Genomic DNA, 19,305 nt, shown 5'->3' on the forward strand with positions numbered 1-19,305 from the left:
TTTTCTTTTAATACGTCCACGTTTTTAAAAATTGTTCTGTCCGCTCTTTTCCAAACGAAATAAGCTCCTTTTTCTCTTCATCGGTCATTGAAAAATCTGTGGCAACAATATGTTTGACCGGGAGAAAAATAATGTTTTTCTCATGACGGCGTGAAATGTATCGTTCATCGTGCGCCTCGCGCATCGTTTGAAACAACGCTTCATACAACTCAATGGCATTATTAATTTTCTTTTTTGCTTTTTGCGCTTGTCTTGCGCTTAATTTGATGCCTAGAACAGGTCGCTTTTTCCGTTCTTCATCAAATAAAAAAATCGGGAAATTGCTTAGTAAGCCGCCATCAACAACAATATGCTTCCCTTCGTCTGTCTTTAGCCGTACAGGCTCAAAAAAATAAGGGATGCCGACGCTCATTCTGACCGCTTTTGCGACCGGAAAGCGAAGAGGATCAATGCCGTATTTCGGTAAATCATCTGGCAAAATAAGCATCGTTCCATTTGTTAAATCAGAAGCAATCACTCGCAATCGTTCATGTGGCAAATCTGCAAATGTACACACTCCCTTTTTGCTGAGCTGTTCAGCTATCCATTGTTCAAGCTTTTCTCCTTTATACAACCCCATTTTCCAATAAAGTAAAAGCCATTTTAACCACGCATACGGAATGATCGTACGTCGCTCATCGAGAAAATCCATTAAATTCATATCGTCCATCATGTCTATGATTTCCTTGCTTGTAAATCCCGATGCAATAAACGACGCAATAAGCGCCCCTGCGCTCGTACCAGCGAGCCGTTTAAAGCGAAAACCTTTTTCCTCGATGGCCTCGTATGCTCCGATTAACGCGAAACCTTTGACACCTCCGCCTGAAAATACACCGTCAATCTCCATGCCCTTCCCTCCCTCGCCATATATGTATGAAGAACGGGAGAAATTGAGCATAAAAAAACAAAAAGAACAAGCGTTTATGCCTGTTCTTGCTCGTTTTGCTTTTGAATGTTGCGAAGCGCTTCAAGACGTGACCGATCTTCTTCAAAATATTGAACTAAGTCACCAATACGGTCAATCGCATTCCAACTTAAATGATGTTCGATTCCCTCAACATCGCGATAAATGTTTTCTTCGTCTACACCAATGAGACGCATAAATTGTTCCAGTAGCTCATGGCGATACACAAGTCGCTTACCGATTTTTTTTCCTTTCGAAGTAAGTACAAGCCCTCGGTATTTTTCATATACTAAATATTCGTCTTTATCAAGCTTTTGAACCATTTTTGTCACAGAGGAGGGATGAACAGATAACGCTTCGGCAATATCCGATACACGAGCGTATCCTTTTTCTTCGATCAATATATAAATTTGTTCAATATAATCTTCCATGCTTGGTGTTGGCATATATGTCCCTCCTAAACAAACATCCGCAATCATTATGATTATAACATGTTTACCAAGCATGACAACTATTTACGTAAAATATTCAATCGTTGCCGCGGGAAAAAATTGTGCAATATATGAACGAATCGTGTCATTCAGCCGATTGGCTTCTTCATCTCGATACACATATTTCCCAATACCGTATCGTCCCCATTTATATTTTCGTTTTGTTTCATCAAGATCTAGTTTCGTCTTCGGATACCGTTTTTGAATGACTGTTTTCGCTGGTTTTGTGAAGCGATGTTGAATTAGTTCAAATGTTACACCCGTTAAGTCGATGTCTTGTAAATTCGCATGTAATCGTTCAAATAGCTCAAAATATCCTTCTTCCCATCCGTTATGCATGTAAATGGGTGCAACGATAAAGCCGAGTGGATAGCCAGCACGTGCCACTTTTCGTGCCGCCTCCAACCGCCCATCAAATGAAGACGTCCCCGGTTCAAAATTTTGAATGACATACCGTGAATTGACGCTAAAGCGAAAACGTGTTTTTCCGTTATGTTTCGCATCAAGCAAATGATCGACATGTTCATACTTTGTAACAAAGCGAAGGCGGCCGTATTCGGTTGTACCAATAAATTCAATTGCTTTTTTTAACGCATGCGTCAAATGGTCGATGCCGACAATATCTGACGTACAAGCAGCCTCAAAACGAGTAATTTCTGGAGCGCGTTCATCAATATATTTTTTCGCTTGGGCAAAAATATCATCCAGATTGACGTACACACGAATGTAAGGCTTACTTCCAAGCGTCGTCTGTAAATAACAATAATGACAATGACCCATGCACCCTGTCGCAAGTGGAATCGCATATTCTGCTGACGGTTTAGACGTATCAAACTTTAATGTACGGCGAACACCGACAACAAGTGTTGATTTTGCATTGCGATATTGTTGCAGTTCATTATCCCCTGGAATACCGCGAACTTGGTTGTGCGATGTCGTTTCGCGAATGTCAATATGCATATGTTTAAATTTCTCATACAACTCTTTGCCAAGTGGATAACGGAGCGCTTCTGGCTCAAAATAAACAAGTTGCGGAATAAACGGCTTCATACAATCACCTCAATGTTAGTATGTTTGATTGTTATGAGGTGATGAAATACAATTTTTGTTATCATTCATAATGAAAAGGAACGGAGATTTCCCGTTCCTTTTTCCATTTTTCCATCACAAACCACATTTTAATTGCGCACCGCAACTTGTACACGTGTTGCAGCCGCCGATTTCTTCGACCGTTCCTTCGCGGCATACCGGACAAATGTTGCCGACTTCCGATCCGATCGTAACGTCTGTCGCCCGTAAATCTGGAATCGTTTCAACGAGAGCAACGGTTCGTTTTTTCGGTTCTTCTGGAATTAATTCAAGCTGTTCTTCGACTGCATTTTCTTCCGCTTTTAATGTCAACACTTGCGCATCGCGGCTACCATCGACATATACTGTACCGCCTTTTGCGCCACCTCTCCATAACCGTTCGTACACTTTTTGCACTTGCTCGACCGTATAGCCGCGAGGTGCATTCACCGTTTTCGAAAGGCTAGAGTCAACCCAACGTTGAATGATACATTGCACATCGGCATGCGCTTCTGGCGATAAATCCATCGCCGTTACAAACCAATGCGGCAAGTTGTTCGGATCCGCTTCTGGATGTTTATCTAAATATTCTTGAACGATATCCGCCTTCACTTCAATAAACTTGCCGAGACGGCCGCTTCGATAATAAGAGAAGGAGAAATATGGTTCAAGTCCTGTGGACACGCCGATCATGGTTCCGGTACTCACTTATGTTACTTCTATCCATACATATTGGACAGAAGGCAGGTACGATATTGCTACCCGCTCCATATGTCGCCATATGGGTCAGACTATATCTTCAACCAAATCTCCTGTGAATGTCTTTTGCGATGACAAGGATACTCACATAAGGTAATTAAATTAGATAATTCATTCGCCTTTTTCCAATCACCGTTGAAAGCCCTAAATGGTATAATGTGATGAACTGATAATTCACGTCCATATTCAGCTTCTGTTATTCCACAATCTTGACAAGTAAAATTATCACGTTCCCTAGCCTTCCTGCGCTGAGCTCTCCAGTTTGGCCCATAATATTCTATATCTCCTCCTGCCCAAGCACCATTGTTTTCTCCAGAGAACATCCTAGTTCTTTCATAATAATCACCCATGCAATGCACAGAACAGAAATTAAGATTTCTAACAACAGAAGGTTTTTTCTCGATTTTTTTGCCACAATTATTACATGTGACAATAATTCGCTTTTTATATTGAGCTTTTCCTCTTTCCCCGTTCGCTTTGCCTAGACATGTTCTCGAACAATATTTTGCGCTTAATTTTCGATTTTCTGGGACATCGAACGTTTTTCCGCAAGTTTCACAAATTTTTTCGACACGTTTTCTCAAGTGTTGATTAATTTGATGGGCGTTCTGTATTAGATACATTCTCCTACATTGTTTATTACAAAAATTATTTTTTTGAATAATAGAAGGCTTTCGAAGCATTTCCCTTCCACAAAACGAGCAAAAAACTTTAACTTTTTTACTCATCTTTTTCCAAAATAATGGTGGATTCTTTTTTTGATACTCTGTTTTGCAAGATCGGGAACAAAACTTTTTTCTTTCAAAGTGACTAGGCTTTACATAAATTTCTTCATCGCAATTGAGACATTTTTTCTTCACAGGAACATCTCTCCTTTTCTGTCCTAATATGATTATTATAAAACAGAACAGATGTTCCTGTCACGAGATTTGGTTGCTCGGCGTATAGTCGTTGAGGGGTCAGCCACGACTTCCCTGCGGATTGTCTGGTAGGATAATCCAACACTCTTGCATTTTTACCTCTTTCATGTGCTGGCAAGGCACAGGTAGCAAGAGATACGCCAGATTTCCCCGCATATAGCCGAGTTTTCACTGTATTTTTACAAATACAGGGGGCAACTACTTACCCGTCGGAGCCACGGTCAGCAAATGCGAGTTGCGAATGCCGTATGTTAAAATATCTTGTCGAATATCGTCCGGCATTTTTTTCATATAACCGGTGTGAATAAACGCTTCACGCAATTTCATCGTTTCTTCTTCCGTTTCGCCAACTAAAAACGGAAAGCTTCCCTTTTCTTTTGCAAGCTCAATCGACGCACGATACGCTGTTGTCGCGATCGTTTGAAACAGCTCGTCCACTAACTGATTTCCTTCCTCCGAACCGTACTCTTTTTCGCAATAAATAAGCAAATCCGCTAGTCCCATGACGCCAAGACCGACGCGGCGCTCCCCAAGCGCTTGCTTTTTATTTTCCTCAAGGAAGTATGGGGTTGCATCAATAACGTTATCTTGCATGCGGACACCGACTTCAACCGTCCGCTTTAATTTTTCATAATCGACAACTTTCTTTTCTTTATCGACCATATTCGCCAAATTAATCGCAGCTAAATTGCACACAGAATAAGGTGCGAGTGGTTGTTCTCCACACGGATTTGTTGCGACTACTTTTTGTCCGTACGCTCTGGCATTCGTCATGTCGTTGGCGTTGTCGATAAAGAAAATGCCTGGTTCTGCGGAATACGTTGCGCAAATGTTAATGAGCTTCCATAGCTCGCGCGCACGAATTTTTCGATAAACACGAACGCGATAGCCCATTTTCTCCCATTCGCGCACATCTCCAACTTCATGCCATTTTTCGTTGTAGATGCGCATTTCTTCTTCCGAGTACGTTTCAACATCTGGGAAGCGCAATTCGTATTCTTCATCGTTTTCTACTGCCTGCATAAACTCTTTCGTTAAGCAAACAGAAATGTTCGCCCCTGTTAAAAAGTCTGGGTTGTGCACACTATACGTGCCACCTGTTCGCAACTTTTCTTCTGCCTCTTGAATTATTTTTTCCGTGAAACCGCCGTAACCTGGGATGTTTTTGTAATTGACAATCCCTTGATACATCGCACGTTCTTGCTCGGTGAGCGGGGTAAACTTTAATTTCTCTTTCGCTGCTTTTTGAATGCCTTCATCTTCTGTATTTTCCAGCAAATAGCGCAAAATGCGCGGATTTTGCATTTTGGAAATAATGAATTCAATAATGTCCGGATGCCAATCGGCTAGCATAATCATTTGAGCGCCACGGCGCGAACCACCTTGTTCGACAAGATGGGTCAGTTTTGCAATGTCGTCTAGCCATGACACTGAACCGGACGATTTTCCGTTCACTCCGCGCGCGAGTGTATTGCGTGGGCGAAGGGTAGAACCGTTCGTTCCGACACCGCCACCGCGGCTCATAATTTCCATCACTTGTTTGCGATGTTCGGAAATGCCCTCGCGAGAGTCTTTCACAAACGGCATGACGTAACAGTTAAAGTACGTCACTTCTGTCCCAGAACCTGCCCCGTACAATACGCGTCCAGCTGGCACAAAATTTAGGCTGACGAGCTGTTCATAAAACTTTTCAAACCACTCTTGTCGTTTTTCTTCTGTTTGCTCCACAGCGGCTAGTCCGGTTGCGTTCCGCTTTGCAATTTGCTCATAAAAAATTTCAAGTGGCTTTTCAATGACATCGAGGGAACGAACAACAATGCCTGTTTTCGCTTCCTCTCCTTCCAACACATGACGATATTCTTCTTCAACAAGCACGTGTGCTTTTTTATTTTCCCAGTCCAACTCAACGATAAATCCAAGTCCACGCGCTGGAAACTTCGGATCTTCCTTTACGGTTAAAACGACAAAATCTCCGACGCTTAACGTCAACTTTTCCGTATCTTTAAACGAATAGCGATCAAGCATCACTAAACGCGACACACCCTTATATGTAATGTGCATCTCAGAAGTAATCGGGTGCACTTGTGGAAACAGGCGAATGTCTTCATTTAGTTTGTCCACATTCACCGTCATTTTTTCAGAAAACGCAACCGTCATTTTTACCTCTCCTCTACCAACATAATCTTACTACATTAAACTACCATATATCGACAACAAGAATCAATAAAAAAATCAATATGTAGTATGATTTTTTTAAAAACACATACTACATATTGATAATTAAGTCAAGCATTTTTTATTTGTCAAGAGAAAAATTTATCTTTTGAAATTCCATTCATCCGTTTCGTATTTGTTTTTCGCTAGCTGCTGAACGTAAAAAAGCTCATCGTCTGTTAATTCATATCGTTCAAGTTGAATGTTTAAACCTTTTTCAAATCCTTTGAAAAACGCTTCTTTCGCCTCATCGATCGTCACTTTTCGATCGGTTAATTCATTTATTGCGACCGCCTTATTTTTAAAATTTTGTCGTAACCGCTCTTTTACTCGTTCGTTCGGATACTTAAATAAACGAAAAAGCATCTCTTCATCTAAGTCTAATAAAATCGAGCCATGTTGTAAAATGACTCCTTTTTGTCGCGTTTGGGCGCTTCCTGCCACTTTTCTTCCTTCGACAACGAGCTCATACCAAGACGGTGCATCAAAACAAACAGCGGAGCGCGGATTTTTCAAATCTGCTTTTTCTTCTTCTGTTTTTGGCACTGCAAAATACGCATCAAGCCCGAGAAAGCGAAATCCTTCTAAAATGCCTTGCGAAATGACGCGATACGCTTCCGTCACCGTTTGAGGCATAGCTGGATGCGATTCAGACACGATAACGCTATACGTCAACTCTTGATCATGAAGCACACCGCGTCCACCGGTTGGACGTCTCACAAAACCAAGACCATACTTTTTGACCGCTTCCATATCAATTTCTTTTTCGACTTTTTGAAAATAACCAATCGAAAGCGTTGGTGGATTCCAACCATAGAAACGAATGGTTGGCGGAATTTTTCCTTCGCTATGCCATTCTAACAACGCTTCATCAAGCGCCATATTAAACGCTGGGGAACAATTGCCTGAGTCAATAAAACGCCATACTTCTTTTTCCATCTACCCCACCCTTTCCTCTATCATTTTATAGTGTAGCAAACACAATAAGTCAATGGAAAATGCTTTGCTTCTTGCCTAAAACATTTATATAATAGACATGGCAACGATGAAAAAAGGAGGGACACCATGACAATAGCTCTTATTATTCTCGGGGCAATTATTGTGTACGCGGTCATTACATACTTTTACCAGAAACGAGTCGTTCAAACGTTGACGGAAGAAGAGTTCCGTGCAGGCTATCGCAAAGCACAGCTCATCGATGTTCGCGAACCAGATGAATACGCTGCTGGTCACATTTTAGGAGCACGTAACATCCCGCTTTCACAATTACGTTTGCGCATGAAAGAGTTGCGCAAAGATCAACCGATTTACTTATATTGCCAAAGCGGAATACGTAGCGGTCGCGCTGCACAAATGTTGTATCGCAACGGCTATCGAGACTTATACCACTTAAAAGGCGGATTTAAAATGTGGACAGGGAAAGTGAAGAAAAAATAAGGTGCCAAGCAAAAACGCCTGGCACCCTGTTTATTTTTGATAACGTAAAATCGGTTTGCGAGCAGCCGTCGTTTCATCTAAGCGTCTCACGACCGTTGTATGCGGCGCTTCTTGAACGATTTCCGGCGTTTCCTCCGCTTCTTTCGCAATTTGAATCATCGCGTCAATGAACGCATCGAGCGTTTCTTTTGACTCGGTTTCCGTCGGCTCGATCATCATACATTCTTCAACGATTAATGGGAAGTAGATCGTTGGCGGATGGTAGCCGAAATCAAGTAGACGCTTTGCAATATCGAGCGTACGCACTCCTAATTTCTTTTGTCGCTTTCCTGATAACACAAATTCATGTTTACAATGACGGTTGTATGGTAAGTCGTAATATTCCGCTAAGCGACGCATCATGTAGTTAGCATTTAGTACTGCATATTCTGTCACTGCTTTTAAGCCATCTGGACCCATCGAACGAATATACGTGTACGCGCGAACATTAATGCCGAAGTTGCCATAAAACGGCTTGACACGCCCGATCGCTTGCGGTCTGTCATAGTCGAAATAGTAACCGTTTTCTCCCTTTTCTACCGTCGGCTTCGGTAAAAACGGAATGAGATCCGCCTTCACGCCGACAGGACCTGAACCAGGGCCACCGCCACCGTGCGGACCAGTAAACGTTTTATGAAGATTTAAATGAACGACGTCAAAGCCCATATCGCCAGGGCGTGCTTTACTTAACACCGCATTTAAATTCGCGCCGTCATAGTACAGCTTTCCGCCTGCATGATGTACGATTTCTGCCATTTCTAGAATGTTTTCTTCAAAAAGACCGAGCGTATTTGGGTTTGTAAGCATAAGCGCTGCCGTATCTGGACCGACGACGCGGCGTAAATCGTCTAAATCGACAAGCCCTTCTTCTGTCGATTTCACCGTCACCGTCTCAAAACCTGCCACCGTTGCCGACGCTGGGTTTGTTCCATGCGCTGTATCTGGAACGATCACTTTCGTTCGATTGTAGTCGCCATTCGCTTCATGATAGGCGCGAATCATCATGAGCCCTGTCCATTCCCCATGCGCACCAGCGGCTGGCTGTAACGTCACTGCATCCATGCCGGTAATTTCTTTTAAATGCTCTTGTAAGTCATACATTAATTCAAGCGCCCCTTGCACCGTTTCTTCTGGCTGAAATGGATGAATGTGGGCAAATCCAGCAAAACGAGCAACGTTTTCGTTTATTTTCGGATTGTATTTCATTGTGCAAGATCCAAGCGGATAGAAGCCCGAATCGACCCCGTGATTGCGCTTCGATAGCGCTGTATAATGGCGCATAATGTCAAGCTCCGACACTTCTGGGAGTTCTGGCGCTTCTTTTCGAATGTAGTCGGTTGGGATGACTTGTGCAACATCGATAGCTGGCACGTCTAATTCCGGCAAACTATATCCGATTCGCCCCGGCTTGCTTAATTCAAAAATAAGTGGTTGGTCTTTATGCATGACAATCCCCCAATTCTTTCACAAGCGTGTCGATTTCTTCTTTCGTGCGTAATTCCGTCACCGCAATTAACATACAGTTTTGTAGTTCTGGATAATCACACCCGAGATCGTATCCGCCAATGATTTCTTTTTCTAGTAACTTTTTATTTACTTCCGCTACCGGTTTGTTCATACGAACGACAAACTCGTTGAAAAACGGACCTGTAAATACGACATGAAAACCGTTGTTGACAAACGCCTCTTTTGCATAGTGTGCTTTTTGAATATTCATCGTTGCCATTTCTCTTACGCCATTTTTGCCGAGCGCTGTCATTGCGACCGATGCAGCAAGGGCGTTTAACGCTTGGTTGGAGCAAATATTTGATGTCGCTTTGTCACGGCGAATGTGTTGCTCGCGCGCCTGTAATGTCAAGACGAAGCCACGGCGGCCTTCTTCGTCCGTCGTTTGTCCGACAAGACGTCCTGGAATTTTACGCATAAGTGCCGATTTGACCGCAAAATAACCACAATGCGGACCGCCAAATTGCATTGGAATACCAAATGGTTGAGCGTCACCAACAACGATATCTGCACCACACTGTCCTGGCGGTGTTAATACCCCTAACGCGAGCGGATTGCTTGCGACAACGAACATTCCTTTATGCGCATGAGCAATTGGCTCAATCTCTTTTAGCGGCTCGATTTGTCCGAAAAAGTTTGGATATTGCACAATGACGCATGCGACATGTTCATCCATCTCTTTTTGCAATGCATCAACATCCGTCACGCCGTTTTTATACGGGATTTCTACGATTTCAAGCCCGGGACCTTTTGCGTACGTTTTCACCACGTCGCGATATTCGGGATGCACCGCATTTGATAATAGCACCTTTTTCTTTTTCGTATGCGCTGCGCTTAACAACGCTGCTTCTGCTAGCGCTGTTCCACCGTCATACATCGATGAATTCGCCACATCCATGCCTGTTAATTCACAAATCATCGTTTGAAATTCGAAAATAGCTTGCAGTTCTCCTTGCGAAATTTCCGGTTGATACGGTGTATATGCAGTATAAAATTCCGAGCGTGAAATGACATGGTCAACGATCGTCGGAATGTAATGATCGTACACCCCCGCTCCTAAAAACGACGTGTGTGTCTTCATATCCGCATTTTTTGCCGCTAGTGCCATCAACTCTTTCATTAACTCCGGTTCTGATTTTGCTCGTTTAATGTTGTACTCCCCTTGAAAACGAACGCTTTCGGGAATATCGGCAAATAGTTCGTCAATCGATTGTACCCCGATCGTTTGTAACATTTGTTGCTTATCTTCTTCCGTCATTGGCAAATAACGATGAAGCATGACTCTCTCTCCTCACATTATTTTGTGCGCTTATAAAACGGTGTTGCCACCACTTTCGCTTTTAATCGCTTCCCACGAACATCTACTTCTACTTCTGTATCAAGTACCGAAAACGCAGTAGAAATAAGCGCCAATCCAATATTCTTTTTGAGCGTCGGTGATTGTGTCCCGGTCGTGACAACTCCAACTTGCTCATCGTTTCGATATACGGCATATCCGTGACGTGGAATGCCCTTGTCGATCATTTCAATTCCGACAAGCTTCCGTGGCGCTCCTTCTTCTTTTTGTTTTCTCAACACTTCTTTTCCGAAAAAGTCGACATCTTTATTCGTTTTGACCGCAAATGCAAGCCCTGCTTCGATTGGCGTAATGTCTTTGGACAACTCTTGCCCGTAAAGCGGCAAGCATGCTTCAAAACGAAGTGTATCGCGCGCACCAAGCCCGCACGGAAGCACTCCATCTTCTTTTCCTGCCTCTAAAATTGCCCGCCAAAGCTTTTGAGCATCTTCTGCACGACAATATAACTCGAATCCGTCTTCTCCTGTATATCCTGTCCGCGACACGAGCGCTTGAACTCCAGCGACATCCACGTGATCGACAAAAGCAAAAAATTTGATTGCGGATAAATCGATGGTTGTCAATGACTGTAACACTTTTTCCGCAAGTGGTCCTTGCAGTGCTAGTTGTGCGATATCGTTTGACACATTGACTAGCTCGACATCACCGACGACATGCTCACATAGCCAAGCAAAATCCTTTTCAATATTTGCAGCATTTACGACAAGCAAATAATGGTCGTCTGCTTTTTTATAAATTAACAAATCATCAATTGTTCCGCCATCTTCGTAACACATGAGCGTATATTGAGCGCGACCATCTGTTAATTTGGCGACATCGTTTGTCATCATTTTTTGTAAAAAAGCAAGACTATCTTTTCCTTTGATCTCAAACTCACCCATATGGGACACATCAAACAATCCTGCGCGCGTCCGTACAGCTTCATGTTCTTCTTTGATGCTAGAAAATTGCACAGGCAACTCCCAACCGCCGAAATCAATCGTTTTTGCGCCGTACTCTGCATACAGAGGAAATAGCGGCGTTCTTTGTAACATATGCTTCCCTCCTTGTTCATAAAAAAAGACAGACGACTCCCATATTGTCATATGGTAGTCTCTGTCCTTTCACCTGAAAGTTTCCCTATATTGCATAGGTGTCCTCGTGGGTGGTTCACGTCTGTGAACGCTCTCCAGAGCCGCGTCAAACAAGAGTTCTTTTGCCTGAGAGATTCGTGTTGCCACTTGCTCCTTCGGCGCTACATCTCGTAGTCTCTCCCCTTGTTCTCATCCGCCCGTATACAATTGTCGTTCTTGTGCCACACTACATGTAAACATATAATGAAACAATTTTACAAACTTTCTTACGTTTTTTATTATCTTATAACTTCCCATTTGTCGCAATACCTTTTTATAAATAAAATACGTAAATTCATTTCGTTTTAACTAAAAATGTTCGGAAAATGAGGGATACTTTATGAACGTCACAATGCATTGGGAGAGAAGTTGGAAGGATGAATTTGCCACACGTATCGAACGTGACGGTCCGTGGTCAAACTGGGAGCTGTATGAATTAGCGCTTGAAGCAACGAAAGCGTTAACCATCCCTCAATTTGATGGGTTACAAGCGCCAAAACATTTGCCACATATCACTATTTTACCTCATCAATACGACGTTGCCCGTCAAGTGATCGAACAAATGAATGGAAAAGCCATTTTAGCTGATGAAGTCGGGCTAGGAAAAACGATTGAAGCGGGATTGATTTTAAAAGAATATATGATTCGTGGACTCGTGAAAAAAGCGCTTATTCTCGTTCCAGCTTCTCTCGTTTCACAATGGGTGCAAGAATTAAATGAAAAATTTTTTATTCCTGCTGTTGCCCAAAAGAAAAGTTACGTGTGGGAGCAGTGCGATGTTGTCGTTTCATCGATAGATACCGCGAAAAAACAACCACATCGGGACATCATTTATAGCCAAGCATACGACATCGTTATTATTGATGAAGCACACAAGTTGAAAAACAATAAAACGAAAAATTATGAATTTGTTCAAGGGCTGAAAAAGAAGTTTTGTTTATTGTTAACAGCAACGCCAATTCAAAATCGTGTCGAAGAAATTTTTCATCTCGTTTCTCTACTGAAACCGGGACATTTAGGAAATGCCGAACAATTTCAAAGGAGATATGGAAAATTGCGCACATTACACGATGATGCCCATTTAAAAGAGCTCATTCGCAAAGTGATGATTCGTCATCGTCGCCACGATACAGGAATTGAATGGACAAATCGACACGTTCAAACGATTTTCATTGATTTTTCGGAAGCTGAGCGAAATGTATATGAAAAAATTCGACAGCTCAAATCTCCTTTGTTAGATACATCGCTGTCACATATGACGTTATTACGTGAAATATGTAGCAGCAAAGAGGCTCTTTTTTGCACGTTAAAAAATATGCTTGAACGCCAACCTCATATTGAAGCAACAATTGGTGCATTGTTACAAATAATGAATGACATCACCGAACATACAAAAGCGAAAAAAGCGTTAGAGCTCATTCAAACAATAAACGATAAAGTTATTGTATTTACAGAATATCGTGCCACACAGTTATATTTGCAATGGTTTTTTAAACAGCATGGCATCTCTTCCGTACCGTTCCGCGGCGGATTTAAAAGAAGCAAAAAAGATTGGATGAAAGAACTATTTCAACATCGCGCACAAGTGTTGATTGCCACAGAAGCAGGGGGGGAAGGGATTAACTTACAATTTTGCAATCACGTCATTAACTACGATTTGCCTTGGAATCCTATGCGTCTAGAACAGCGAATCGGACGCGTTCATCGTCTCGGACAAACGAAAGATGTCCACATTTATAATTTTGTCGTGCGCAATACGGTCGAAGAACATATATTTACGTTACTGTATGAAAAAATTCGTCTGTTTGAACGGGTCGTCGGTGAACTGGATGATATTTTAATGAATCTACAATCCCCCACATTTTCAAGCCATTTAGAACGCATAATTGCTCAGTCCAAAAGCGAAGGGGAATTAAAAATTAAAATGCAAAATTTTGTGGAGATTTTTACAAACATGGAGGATAGTGCTCATGCAGCAACATGATATCCAATCTTTTCTCGAACGTTTTTTTACAGCTACCCATTGCCATATTTTAGAACGCAGCGACGGACATATACGCGTTCAACTCACCGCCGCAATGGATAAACAATTAATGAATCGTCCATTTTATTGGCATTACATGGAACGCATCGGTGCCGTAGGCGAACCATTGCAATTATCACTTATTACGAAACCATCAGCTACGAAAGAAGGAGAATATATTCATTTTGGTTCACCACGGCTTCACCAAATTTTTTCGATTGCTAAAATGAACGGGCGATTCATTCGCCTGTATGAACAAGTATCCGAACGATCAGTCGCTCTTCATCCATGGCTTCATACGAACATACTGCTTTCATATGAGTGCGATCGGAAACAAGATCGCCTACTATCATTAGGCATTCATCTCATTAGTGGAACGATTGTTGAATCATTTTACAGCATGTTAAAAGAGAAGCAATGGACAGCAACAGTACCTGATTATTGCTTTACCATTTCTCCGCTCATTAAACCGCTCAGCGGACTGGCGCGACTCGAAGCCTTTGTTGAACGTCTGGTCGCATCTGAAACGCATCATTGGGCGGATGAGGCACGAACTCGTTGGGAAGAAGAATTAGCATTACTGAAACATTTTTACGAGGGCATCGAAGAAAAACAAGAGGAGTATGAAAAAGAAAAAGAAGCATTGCGCCAAAGATATGAACCGAGAATTCATATGTCAGTCATCAATGGTGGATTGTTTTATTTGCAAGCGAAATAAGGCTAACACAAGCCTTATTTTCGCTTAAATAAAAGGATAATCGCATAAGGAATGACACCGAACCAACGATATAAAAACGGTTGCTTTTGTTGTTTTTTAAACTCCTTTTTTTGTTGCCTTTGTTTTTTCCGTTCGTCTTTCGGTTGGTCTAAATATTTCACAACTTGTTCGGTCATAAATTTCACATAGTCGTTTCCTGCCATCGTTCATCACCTCGATACTAGTATCGTCAAAAACGGGACGATTTAAGCAACGACACGATGGTTTCTACGATGTCATTAACCGTACGATTTGTTGTATCAATTGTTATATGGGCTTCATGATACCACGGAAGCCTCTGTTCAAATAGCTGTTTCATTTGACTTTTTTTATTTTCCATCAGTAAAGGTCGGGTTGTGTCACCCATTAAGCGACGAAACAATTCATGGAGCTCACAATGTAAATAAATGACGATTCCATGCTTGCGCATAAATTGCCGATTTTCTTCTTGAATAACAATTCCACCACCTGTTGTGATGACGATATGTTCCGTTGGGAGCTTCTTTAATACTTCCCGCTCATACGCACGAAACGCCTCTTCCCCCTCTTCTGCAAAAATGGCCGCTATCGTTTTTCCGACTTGTTGTTCAATATATGCATCCGTATCGATCACAGGTAGCTGTAATACTTCTCCTAATCGTTTTCCAATTGTCGTCTTTCCTGCCCCCATAAATCCTGTTAAGTAAATCGCTTTCATGTTCTCTCTCCTCTCTAGTACAGTTCTTTCCATGCCGATATGCTGTTCGTTAAGGAATGATACTGAAATTGAACGTCATAACGAAATTGTCTACTCGTTACGCATGATACGGTTACAGACCACATCGTAGATCCGATTCGTGTTGCGTGATACGCTGCTTGTCCATGAACAAATAAAATTGTTTGGCTTAATGATGACACGTTTTCTGGTGCGTTGACAAGCGCTTGTTTCACATACATGAGCGTTTGTTTCATTAAATAATCCGCTTCATACCATTTCTCTTCCTCTTCAAAAAACTGTATTTCTGCATCGTACAATGTAACAGAATGAAGAAAAAGAGCGCTAATCAATAATGCACACATAATGGTGAACGGAAAAATAACGCCTTGTTCATTTTTTATGTTAACGAAAAAATGGGATAAACGCTTCATATAATTCTCCTTTATCCGTTAATACACGAATACGAATGCCTGTTTGTTCTTGTTCATACGATACTTGTTGAATAGATTGAAGCATGATTTCATGGCCGGTAGCATTCACACGCCGCCGAATGATCGTTCCATATTTTTCGTACGTCACACGCTCACCTGTCCATTTATCGAATTGAATCGTCGTTCCGTATATACGAACGTCCTTCGATTCCCTTAGCTCAATTTTTGCTTGTTGAATAAAAACAAGCCATTCAAAATAGTGAAAGTTTCCATGCTTTACAGTATAATTCGAAGCTAAATGGAACGATGTGGTCAATAAAAATAAAATGATAAAGAAAACAGTAAGCGACATGAGTACTTCAACTAACGTAAATCCTTTTTCTTTTTGCATCATTGCAACAATGTCTCACATCTTTCTTTTGTTCGTTTCAACCTATCTTCCCAGCGAACACATCGCTTATTTGAACGTATAAATAATGAAAATGTGTGTGCACCTCGTACAATGACCGTTTCGTTTTCAACGCGCTCGTTCATCATTGCCTCATATAACATTTGATTGGCGATCGTTTCTACTTTTTTGTTTTCTCTTTCTATTAAAATCACCGTCCAATGAGCAACGATGACGGCGATTAAACCACTCCATAAACTAAGTGAGACGAGCAGTTCAAAAAATGTAAAGCCGTTACAATTTTTGGACATACAATCTCCCTTTCCCTAATTGAAAAACTATTTTATATTTTTTCCCACCGTATGCGATAAGCAACGTTCCAGCCTTGTTGATATTACCATTTGGATAATAAAACAACGGTGGAGATAGTGTAGCCATTTGAAACTGGAAAGGAGATGGAAAGGAACGAGCGATCAGTTCCTTTCCAAACGTCCCTCCTTCTCTTACTTGATAGCGACACGTATCAAAATAAAACATAATAGCTACCGTCTTTTTCCGACTGATGGCATACTGTTGCGCATATAACATATCGTTACTAAACTGTTCTAAAAAATATTGTAGTTGTCGTTCAGCTAACACTTGTTGAAGTGGTGGAACGGTAAAAATCGTAATAGTTGTCACAATAAAAAGAACGATTAACATTTCTACGAGCGTAAATCCTCGTTCATTCACTCTCTAAAACGTTCCCTTCATTCGTAATGACGATCGTTTTTCCGTTCGGACAACGATTGCTTTCAATATATTTTCCATCTACTAACTGTTGTACAGTCGGGATCGTTCCATGCTCCATTTCATATGCTTTCACCTGAGACTGAACCATTTTGATAAACGCTGAACATCCTTTATTGTTAATCATGCTGTTATGTTTTGTCACATTTGGGATTGTAATTAAAATTAAAATCGTGATCACCATTAACACAATTAACATCTCGATTAATGTAAATCCTTTCTCATTTCGCATATGCATCCCCCATCATATGTGATTTAACAATTGAAAAATAGGCCACAGCATAGCCATATACATAAGAACAACGAAAATACCAATAAAACTAAGCAACAGTGGTTGAATGATATATACAATTTTTTTCAGACGGTTTTCAAGTTTTTGCAATGAAAACTGGCTGTAATGAAATAATTCTTGAACTAATTCCCCATTCGACTGACCGTGACGAATGACGAAAGGTAGTTCTTGTTCGTAATACTTCCGTTGCTGAACGATTTCATCCAACTTTTCGCCTGCACATAACTGCTGTTTCATGATTTTCGCTTCCTCTTTCAGTAGCGGGAGGTGGGATTGGTGTTCAAAAATTTGCAGCGCCTCATAAATAGATAACCCTCCTTTTAACAAATGACTTAATTGCAACGAAAATACTTGTGTATGGAAGGAAACGACCCATGAGCGCACGAGTGGAATTTTCATAAGCGTATTCATTTTTTTATGAATAGGCCATGAACGAATGAAAAAAAAGTAAAACAATCCGAACAAAATGAGCATCGTGAACACAATAGAAAATATACGAGGAAGCCATACAGCAACAGAAAAAATGAAGGTAGAAAAAGCAGAGCGAGCATGAAACGAAGAAAGAAGATGGGAAAACTGCGGAGCTAACACTTGCTGAAATATGAAAAACATTGCCATACAAAAACTAAAGAGAAACAACGGGTAGCGTAACATCCGCTTCACTTGCTCGACGTAACGTGCTCTCATTTGTCCGATTTCCCCGGCCTCAATAAATCCGTGAGCAAGTTGACCGTGTTGTTCAGCAAAAAACACATATCCTAAAAGATGAGAATGAAATTGCATGCGTGAAAAAGCTTCATGAATGGGCACACCAGCTCGCAATGCATGCATACAATCATCTAAATCTTTTTGTTTTGCTGCAGATTGTTGAATTTGTAAAAACTCAATGGCTTGAGCAAGCGAATATCCTTTACTAAGCAATTTCCCTAATTGAATGAAAAACGAACTTTGCTCTTGTAACGACCAATTACAACGTCGCTTCATCTAACAACCAACTTTCAATAACACTCTCATGTAAAAAACCGAGCGCAATCCCTTTTTTCATGACATCTTTTAGCCGAGTGTACACGTATGTCGCTTGCTCTCCTTTTGCTGCTCGCATCGCTTGCGCCAGTTCACTTCCGTATAGTAATTCATAAACACCGACTCGGCGAACAGGTCGATACTGTCGGCAAAAAGACGAGCATTCTCCTACACAGAACGGACATTTCAGTTGCACAAGACGTTGGGCTGTCACAGCGACTAGCGTTTGCGCCATCTCTTGAAATGGTACACCAAACTCAAGAAGACGATAAATGGCTCCAACAGCATCTTTCGTATGCATCGTCGTCAAGACAAGATGTCCCGTTAATGCAGCACGCACAGCAATTCGTGCAGTTTCAGCATCACGAATTTCCCCTACCATAATCACATCTGGATCGTGTCGCAAAATTGCTTTTAACCCTGCAGCATACGTAATCCCAGCTTTTTCATTAACTTGTACTTGCAACACGTCTTCCGCTCGCTTTTCAACCGGATCTTCTAATGTAATGACATTTCGTTGAAAATGATGGCGACATACATTTAACAAACTGTATAACGTCGTCGTTTTACCAGATCCTGTTGGCCCTGTGAAAATAATAAGCCCATGGGAATAATTTAATAACGCGAGCAACTTTTTTACTGTTGAAGGAAATAGCGCGAGTTGGTTGAGCGGAAGAAATGAGTGTAACGGAAGCAAGCGAATGACTAAACTTTCGTCATAAATGGTAGGCAATGTTGACAAACGAAGATGTACAGTGGTGTGGGCAACGTTCATTTCCATCGCTCCGCTTTGTGGGCGGCGACGTTCACCAATATCCATATCAGCCAGAAATTTAAAGTGTGCAAGCAAACGTTCACACGTCTGTTTTGATAACACATGTTTTGTAACGAGCATCCCTCCTAATCGAAATTGAATAAGCGCATCTTGCTTACGCGGAACGATATGAATGTCAGAAGCTTGAAGAATGTAAGCGTCTTCAATTAGTCGATCCGCCAACTGCTCGATTGTTTGCAATGCCATCCTCCTTTCTTTATTTTTCGCCTTCATTATTCAACATT

20 protein-coding genes, 2 pseudogenes and 1 riboswitch are annotated in these 19,305 nt (G+C 41.5%); of the genes and pseudogenes, 3 read left to right on the forward strand and 19 right to left on the reverse strand.

All coding sequences use genetic code 11. From position 1 onward, the window contains the following. Positions 1–7: 7 nt before the first annotated feature. From HNQ84_RS04825 to HNQ84_RS04855, 7 genes and pseudogenes are all read right to left on the reverse strand, one after another. A complete protein-coding gene (locus HNQ84_RS04825) occupies positions 8–886 on the reverse strand; it encodes a patatin-like phospholipase family protein (protein WP_183240790.1) in 879 nt (292 codons plus the stop codon). Positions 887–960: 74 nt separating this feature from the next. Continuing rightward, on the reverse strand, positions 961–1,389 hold the full coding sequence (mntR, locus tag HNQ84_RS04830; protein WP_435621352.1) for a transcriptional regulator MntR: 429 nt from the start codon (positions 1,387–1,389) through the stop codon (positions 961–963). A 69-nt stretch (positions 1,390–1,458) separates the two neighbouring features. Then, the gene (gene splB, locus HNQ84_RS04835) at positions 1,459–2,484 is read right to left on the reverse strand and encodes a spore photoproduct lyase (RefSeq protein ID WP_435621353.1); all 1,026 of its coding nucleotides are present in this window, start codon (positions 2,482–2,484) and stop codon (positions 1,459–1,461) included. A gap of 114 nt (positions 2,485–2,598) precedes the next feature. After that, positions 2,599–3,207 (reverse strand): annotated as a pseudogene (locus HNQ84_RS04840) (ribonucleotide reductase barrel domain-containing protein); the annotation flags it as partial. 86 nt (positions 3,208–3,293) lie between these two features. Next, complete coding sequence (locus tag HNQ84_RS04845) at positions 3,294–4,121, reverse strand: HNH endonuclease (protein WP_343055702.1); 828 nt, start codon at positions 4,119–4,121, stop codon at positions 3,294–3,296. A gap of 264 nt (positions 4,122–4,385) precedes the next feature. Then, a pseudogene (locus tag HNQ84_RS04850) lies at positions 4,386–6,338 on the reverse strand (vitamin B12-dependent ribonucleotide reductase); the annotation flags it as partial. Positions 6,339–6,497: 159 nt separating this feature from the next. Further along, complete coding sequence (locus tag HNQ84_RS04855; protein ID WP_435621354.1) at positions 6,498–7,334, reverse strand: lipoate--protein ligase family protein; 837 nt, start codon at positions 7,332–7,334, stop codon at positions 6,498–6,500. 126 nt (positions 7,335–7,460) lie between these two features. Between HNQ84_RS04855 and HNQ84_RS04860 the strand changes: the two genes are divergently transcribed. Next, positions 7,461–7,832: a rhodanese-like domain-containing protein gene (locus HNQ84_RS04860; RefSeq protein WP_183240797.1), complete on the forward strand. Its 372-nt coding sequence runs from the start codon at positions 7,461–7,463 to the stop codon at positions 7,830–7,832. Between the two features lie 30 nt (positions 7,833–7,862). On the opposite strand, the gene gcvPB is transcribed toward HNQ84_RS04860, so the two are convergent. From gcvPB to gcvT, 3 genes are read right to left on the reverse strand one after another with little or no spacing between them, the layout of a single operon-like run. Continuing rightward, the gene (gene gcvPB, locus HNQ84_RS04865; RefSeq protein WP_435621355.1) at positions 7,863–9,317 is read right to left on the reverse strand and encodes an aminomethyl-transferring glycine dehydrogenase subunit GcvPB; all 1,455 of its coding nucleotides are present in this window, start codon (positions 9,315–9,317) and stop codon (positions 7,863–7,865) included. Next, on the reverse strand, positions 9,310–10,656 hold the full coding sequence (gene gcvPA / locus HNQ84_RS04870; RefSeq protein WP_435621356.1) for an aminomethyl-transferring glycine dehydrogenase subunit GcvPA: 1,347 nt from the start codon (positions 10,654–10,656) through the stop codon (positions 9,310–9,312). The genes gcvPB and gcvPA overlap by 8 nt, the downstream gene beginning before the upstream one ends. A 17-nt stretch (positions 10,657–10,673) precedes the next feature. Continuing rightward, positions 10,674–11,768, reverse strand: coding sequence for a glycine cleavage system aminomethyltransferase GcvT (gcvT, locus tag HNQ84_RS04875; protein WP_183240802.1), 1,095 nt, complete (start codon positions 11,766–11,768; stop codon positions 10,674–10,676). Between the two features lie 143 nt (positions 11,769–11,911). Then, positions 11,912–12,000: riboswitch (glycine riboswitch) on the reverse strand. 186 nt (positions 12,001–12,186) lie between these two features. On the opposite strand from gcvT, the gene HNQ84_RS04880 reads away from it, so the two are divergent. Continuing rightward, complete coding sequence (locus HNQ84_RS04880) at positions 12,187–13,830, forward strand: DEAD/DEAH box helicase (RefSeq protein WP_435621357.1); 1,644 nt, start codon at positions 12,187–12,189, stop codon at positions 13,828–13,830. Next, positions 13,817–14,587, forward strand: coding sequence for a YqhG family protein (locus HNQ84_RS04885; RefSeq protein ID WP_435621358.1), 771 nt, complete (start codon positions 13,817–13,819; stop codon positions 14,585–14,587). The genes HNQ84_RS04880 and HNQ84_RS04885 overlap by 14 nt, the downstream gene beginning before the upstream one ends. Before the next feature lie 14 nt (positions 14,588–14,601). Here HNQ84_RS04885 and HNQ84_RS04890 read toward each other — a convergent pair whose 3' ends face one another. From HNQ84_RS04890 to comGA, 9 genes are read right to left on the reverse strand one after another with little or no spacing between them, the layout of a single operon-like run. Beyond that, positions 14,602–14,790 carry a YqzE family protein gene (locus HNQ84_RS04890; RefSeq protein WP_055440955.1) on the reverse strand — a complete coding sequence of 63 codons (189 nt, stop codon included), beginning with the start codon at positions 14,788–14,790 and terminating at the stop codon, positions 14,602–14,604. A gap of 26 nt (positions 14,791–14,816) precedes the next feature. Beyond that, positions 14,817–15,323, reverse strand: coding sequence for a shikimate kinase (locus tag HNQ84_RS04895; protein ID WP_435621359.1), 507 nt, complete (start codon positions 15,321–15,323; stop codon positions 14,817–14,819). Between the two features lie 14 nt (positions 15,324–15,337). Beyond that, positions 15,338–15,754: a competence type IV pilus minor pilin ComGG gene (comGG, locus tag HNQ84_RS04900; protein ID WP_435621360.1), complete on the reverse strand. Its 417-nt coding sequence runs from the start codon at positions 15,752–15,754 to the stop codon at positions 15,338–15,340. Further along, on the reverse strand, positions 15,726–16,148 hold the full coding sequence (gene comGF / locus HNQ84_RS04905; protein ID WP_435621361.1) for a competence type IV pilus minor pilin ComGF: 423 nt from the start codon (positions 16,146–16,148) through the stop codon (positions 15,726–15,728). Before comGF ends, comGG begins: the two co-directional genes overlap by 29 nt. After that, on the reverse strand, positions 16,145–16,453 hold the full coding sequence (gene comGE, locus HNQ84_RS04910) for a competence type IV pilus minor pilin ComGE (RefSeq protein ID WP_435621362.1): 309 nt from the start codon (positions 16,451–16,453) through the stop codon (positions 16,145–16,147). The genes comGF and comGE overlap by 4 nt, the downstream gene beginning before the upstream one ends. Further along, positions 16,437–16,874, reverse strand: a complete 438-nt coding sequence (comGD, locus tag HNQ84_RS04915) for a competence type IV pilus minor pilin ComGD (protein ID WP_032100040.1) — start codon at positions 16,872–16,874, stop codon at positions 16,437–16,439. Before comGD ends, comGE begins: the two co-directional genes overlap by 17 nt. Further along, a complete protein-coding gene (comGC, locus tag HNQ84_RS04920; protein WP_167338095.1) occupies positions 16,867–17,169 on the reverse strand; it encodes a competence type IV pilus major pilin ComGC in 303 nt (100 codons plus the stop codon). The genes comGD and comGC overlap by 8 nt, the downstream gene beginning before the upstream one ends. Before the next feature lie 6 nt (positions 17,170–17,175). Further along, positions 17,176–18,207, reverse strand: coding sequence for a competence type IV pilus assembly protein ComGB (comGB, locus tag HNQ84_RS04925; RefSeq protein ID WP_435621363.1), 1,032 nt, complete (start codon positions 18,205–18,207; stop codon positions 17,176–17,178). Further along, positions 18,191–19,261 (reverse strand): competence type IV pilus ATPase ComGA, encoded by a 1,071-nt coding sequence (gene comGA / locus HNQ84_RS04930; RefSeq protein WP_435621364.1) that lies wholly within the window; start codon positions 19,259–19,261, stop codon positions 18,191–18,193. Before comGA ends, comGB begins: the two co-directional genes overlap by 17 nt. Positions 19,262–19,305 lie beyond the last annotated feature (44 nt).

The sequence above is a fragment of the Anoxybacillus eryuanensis genome, from assembly GCF_051200995.1.
GTDB classification, from domain to species: Bacteria; Bacillota; Bacilli; order Bacillales; family Anoxybacillaceae; genus Anoxybacillus; species Anoxybacillus tengchongensis.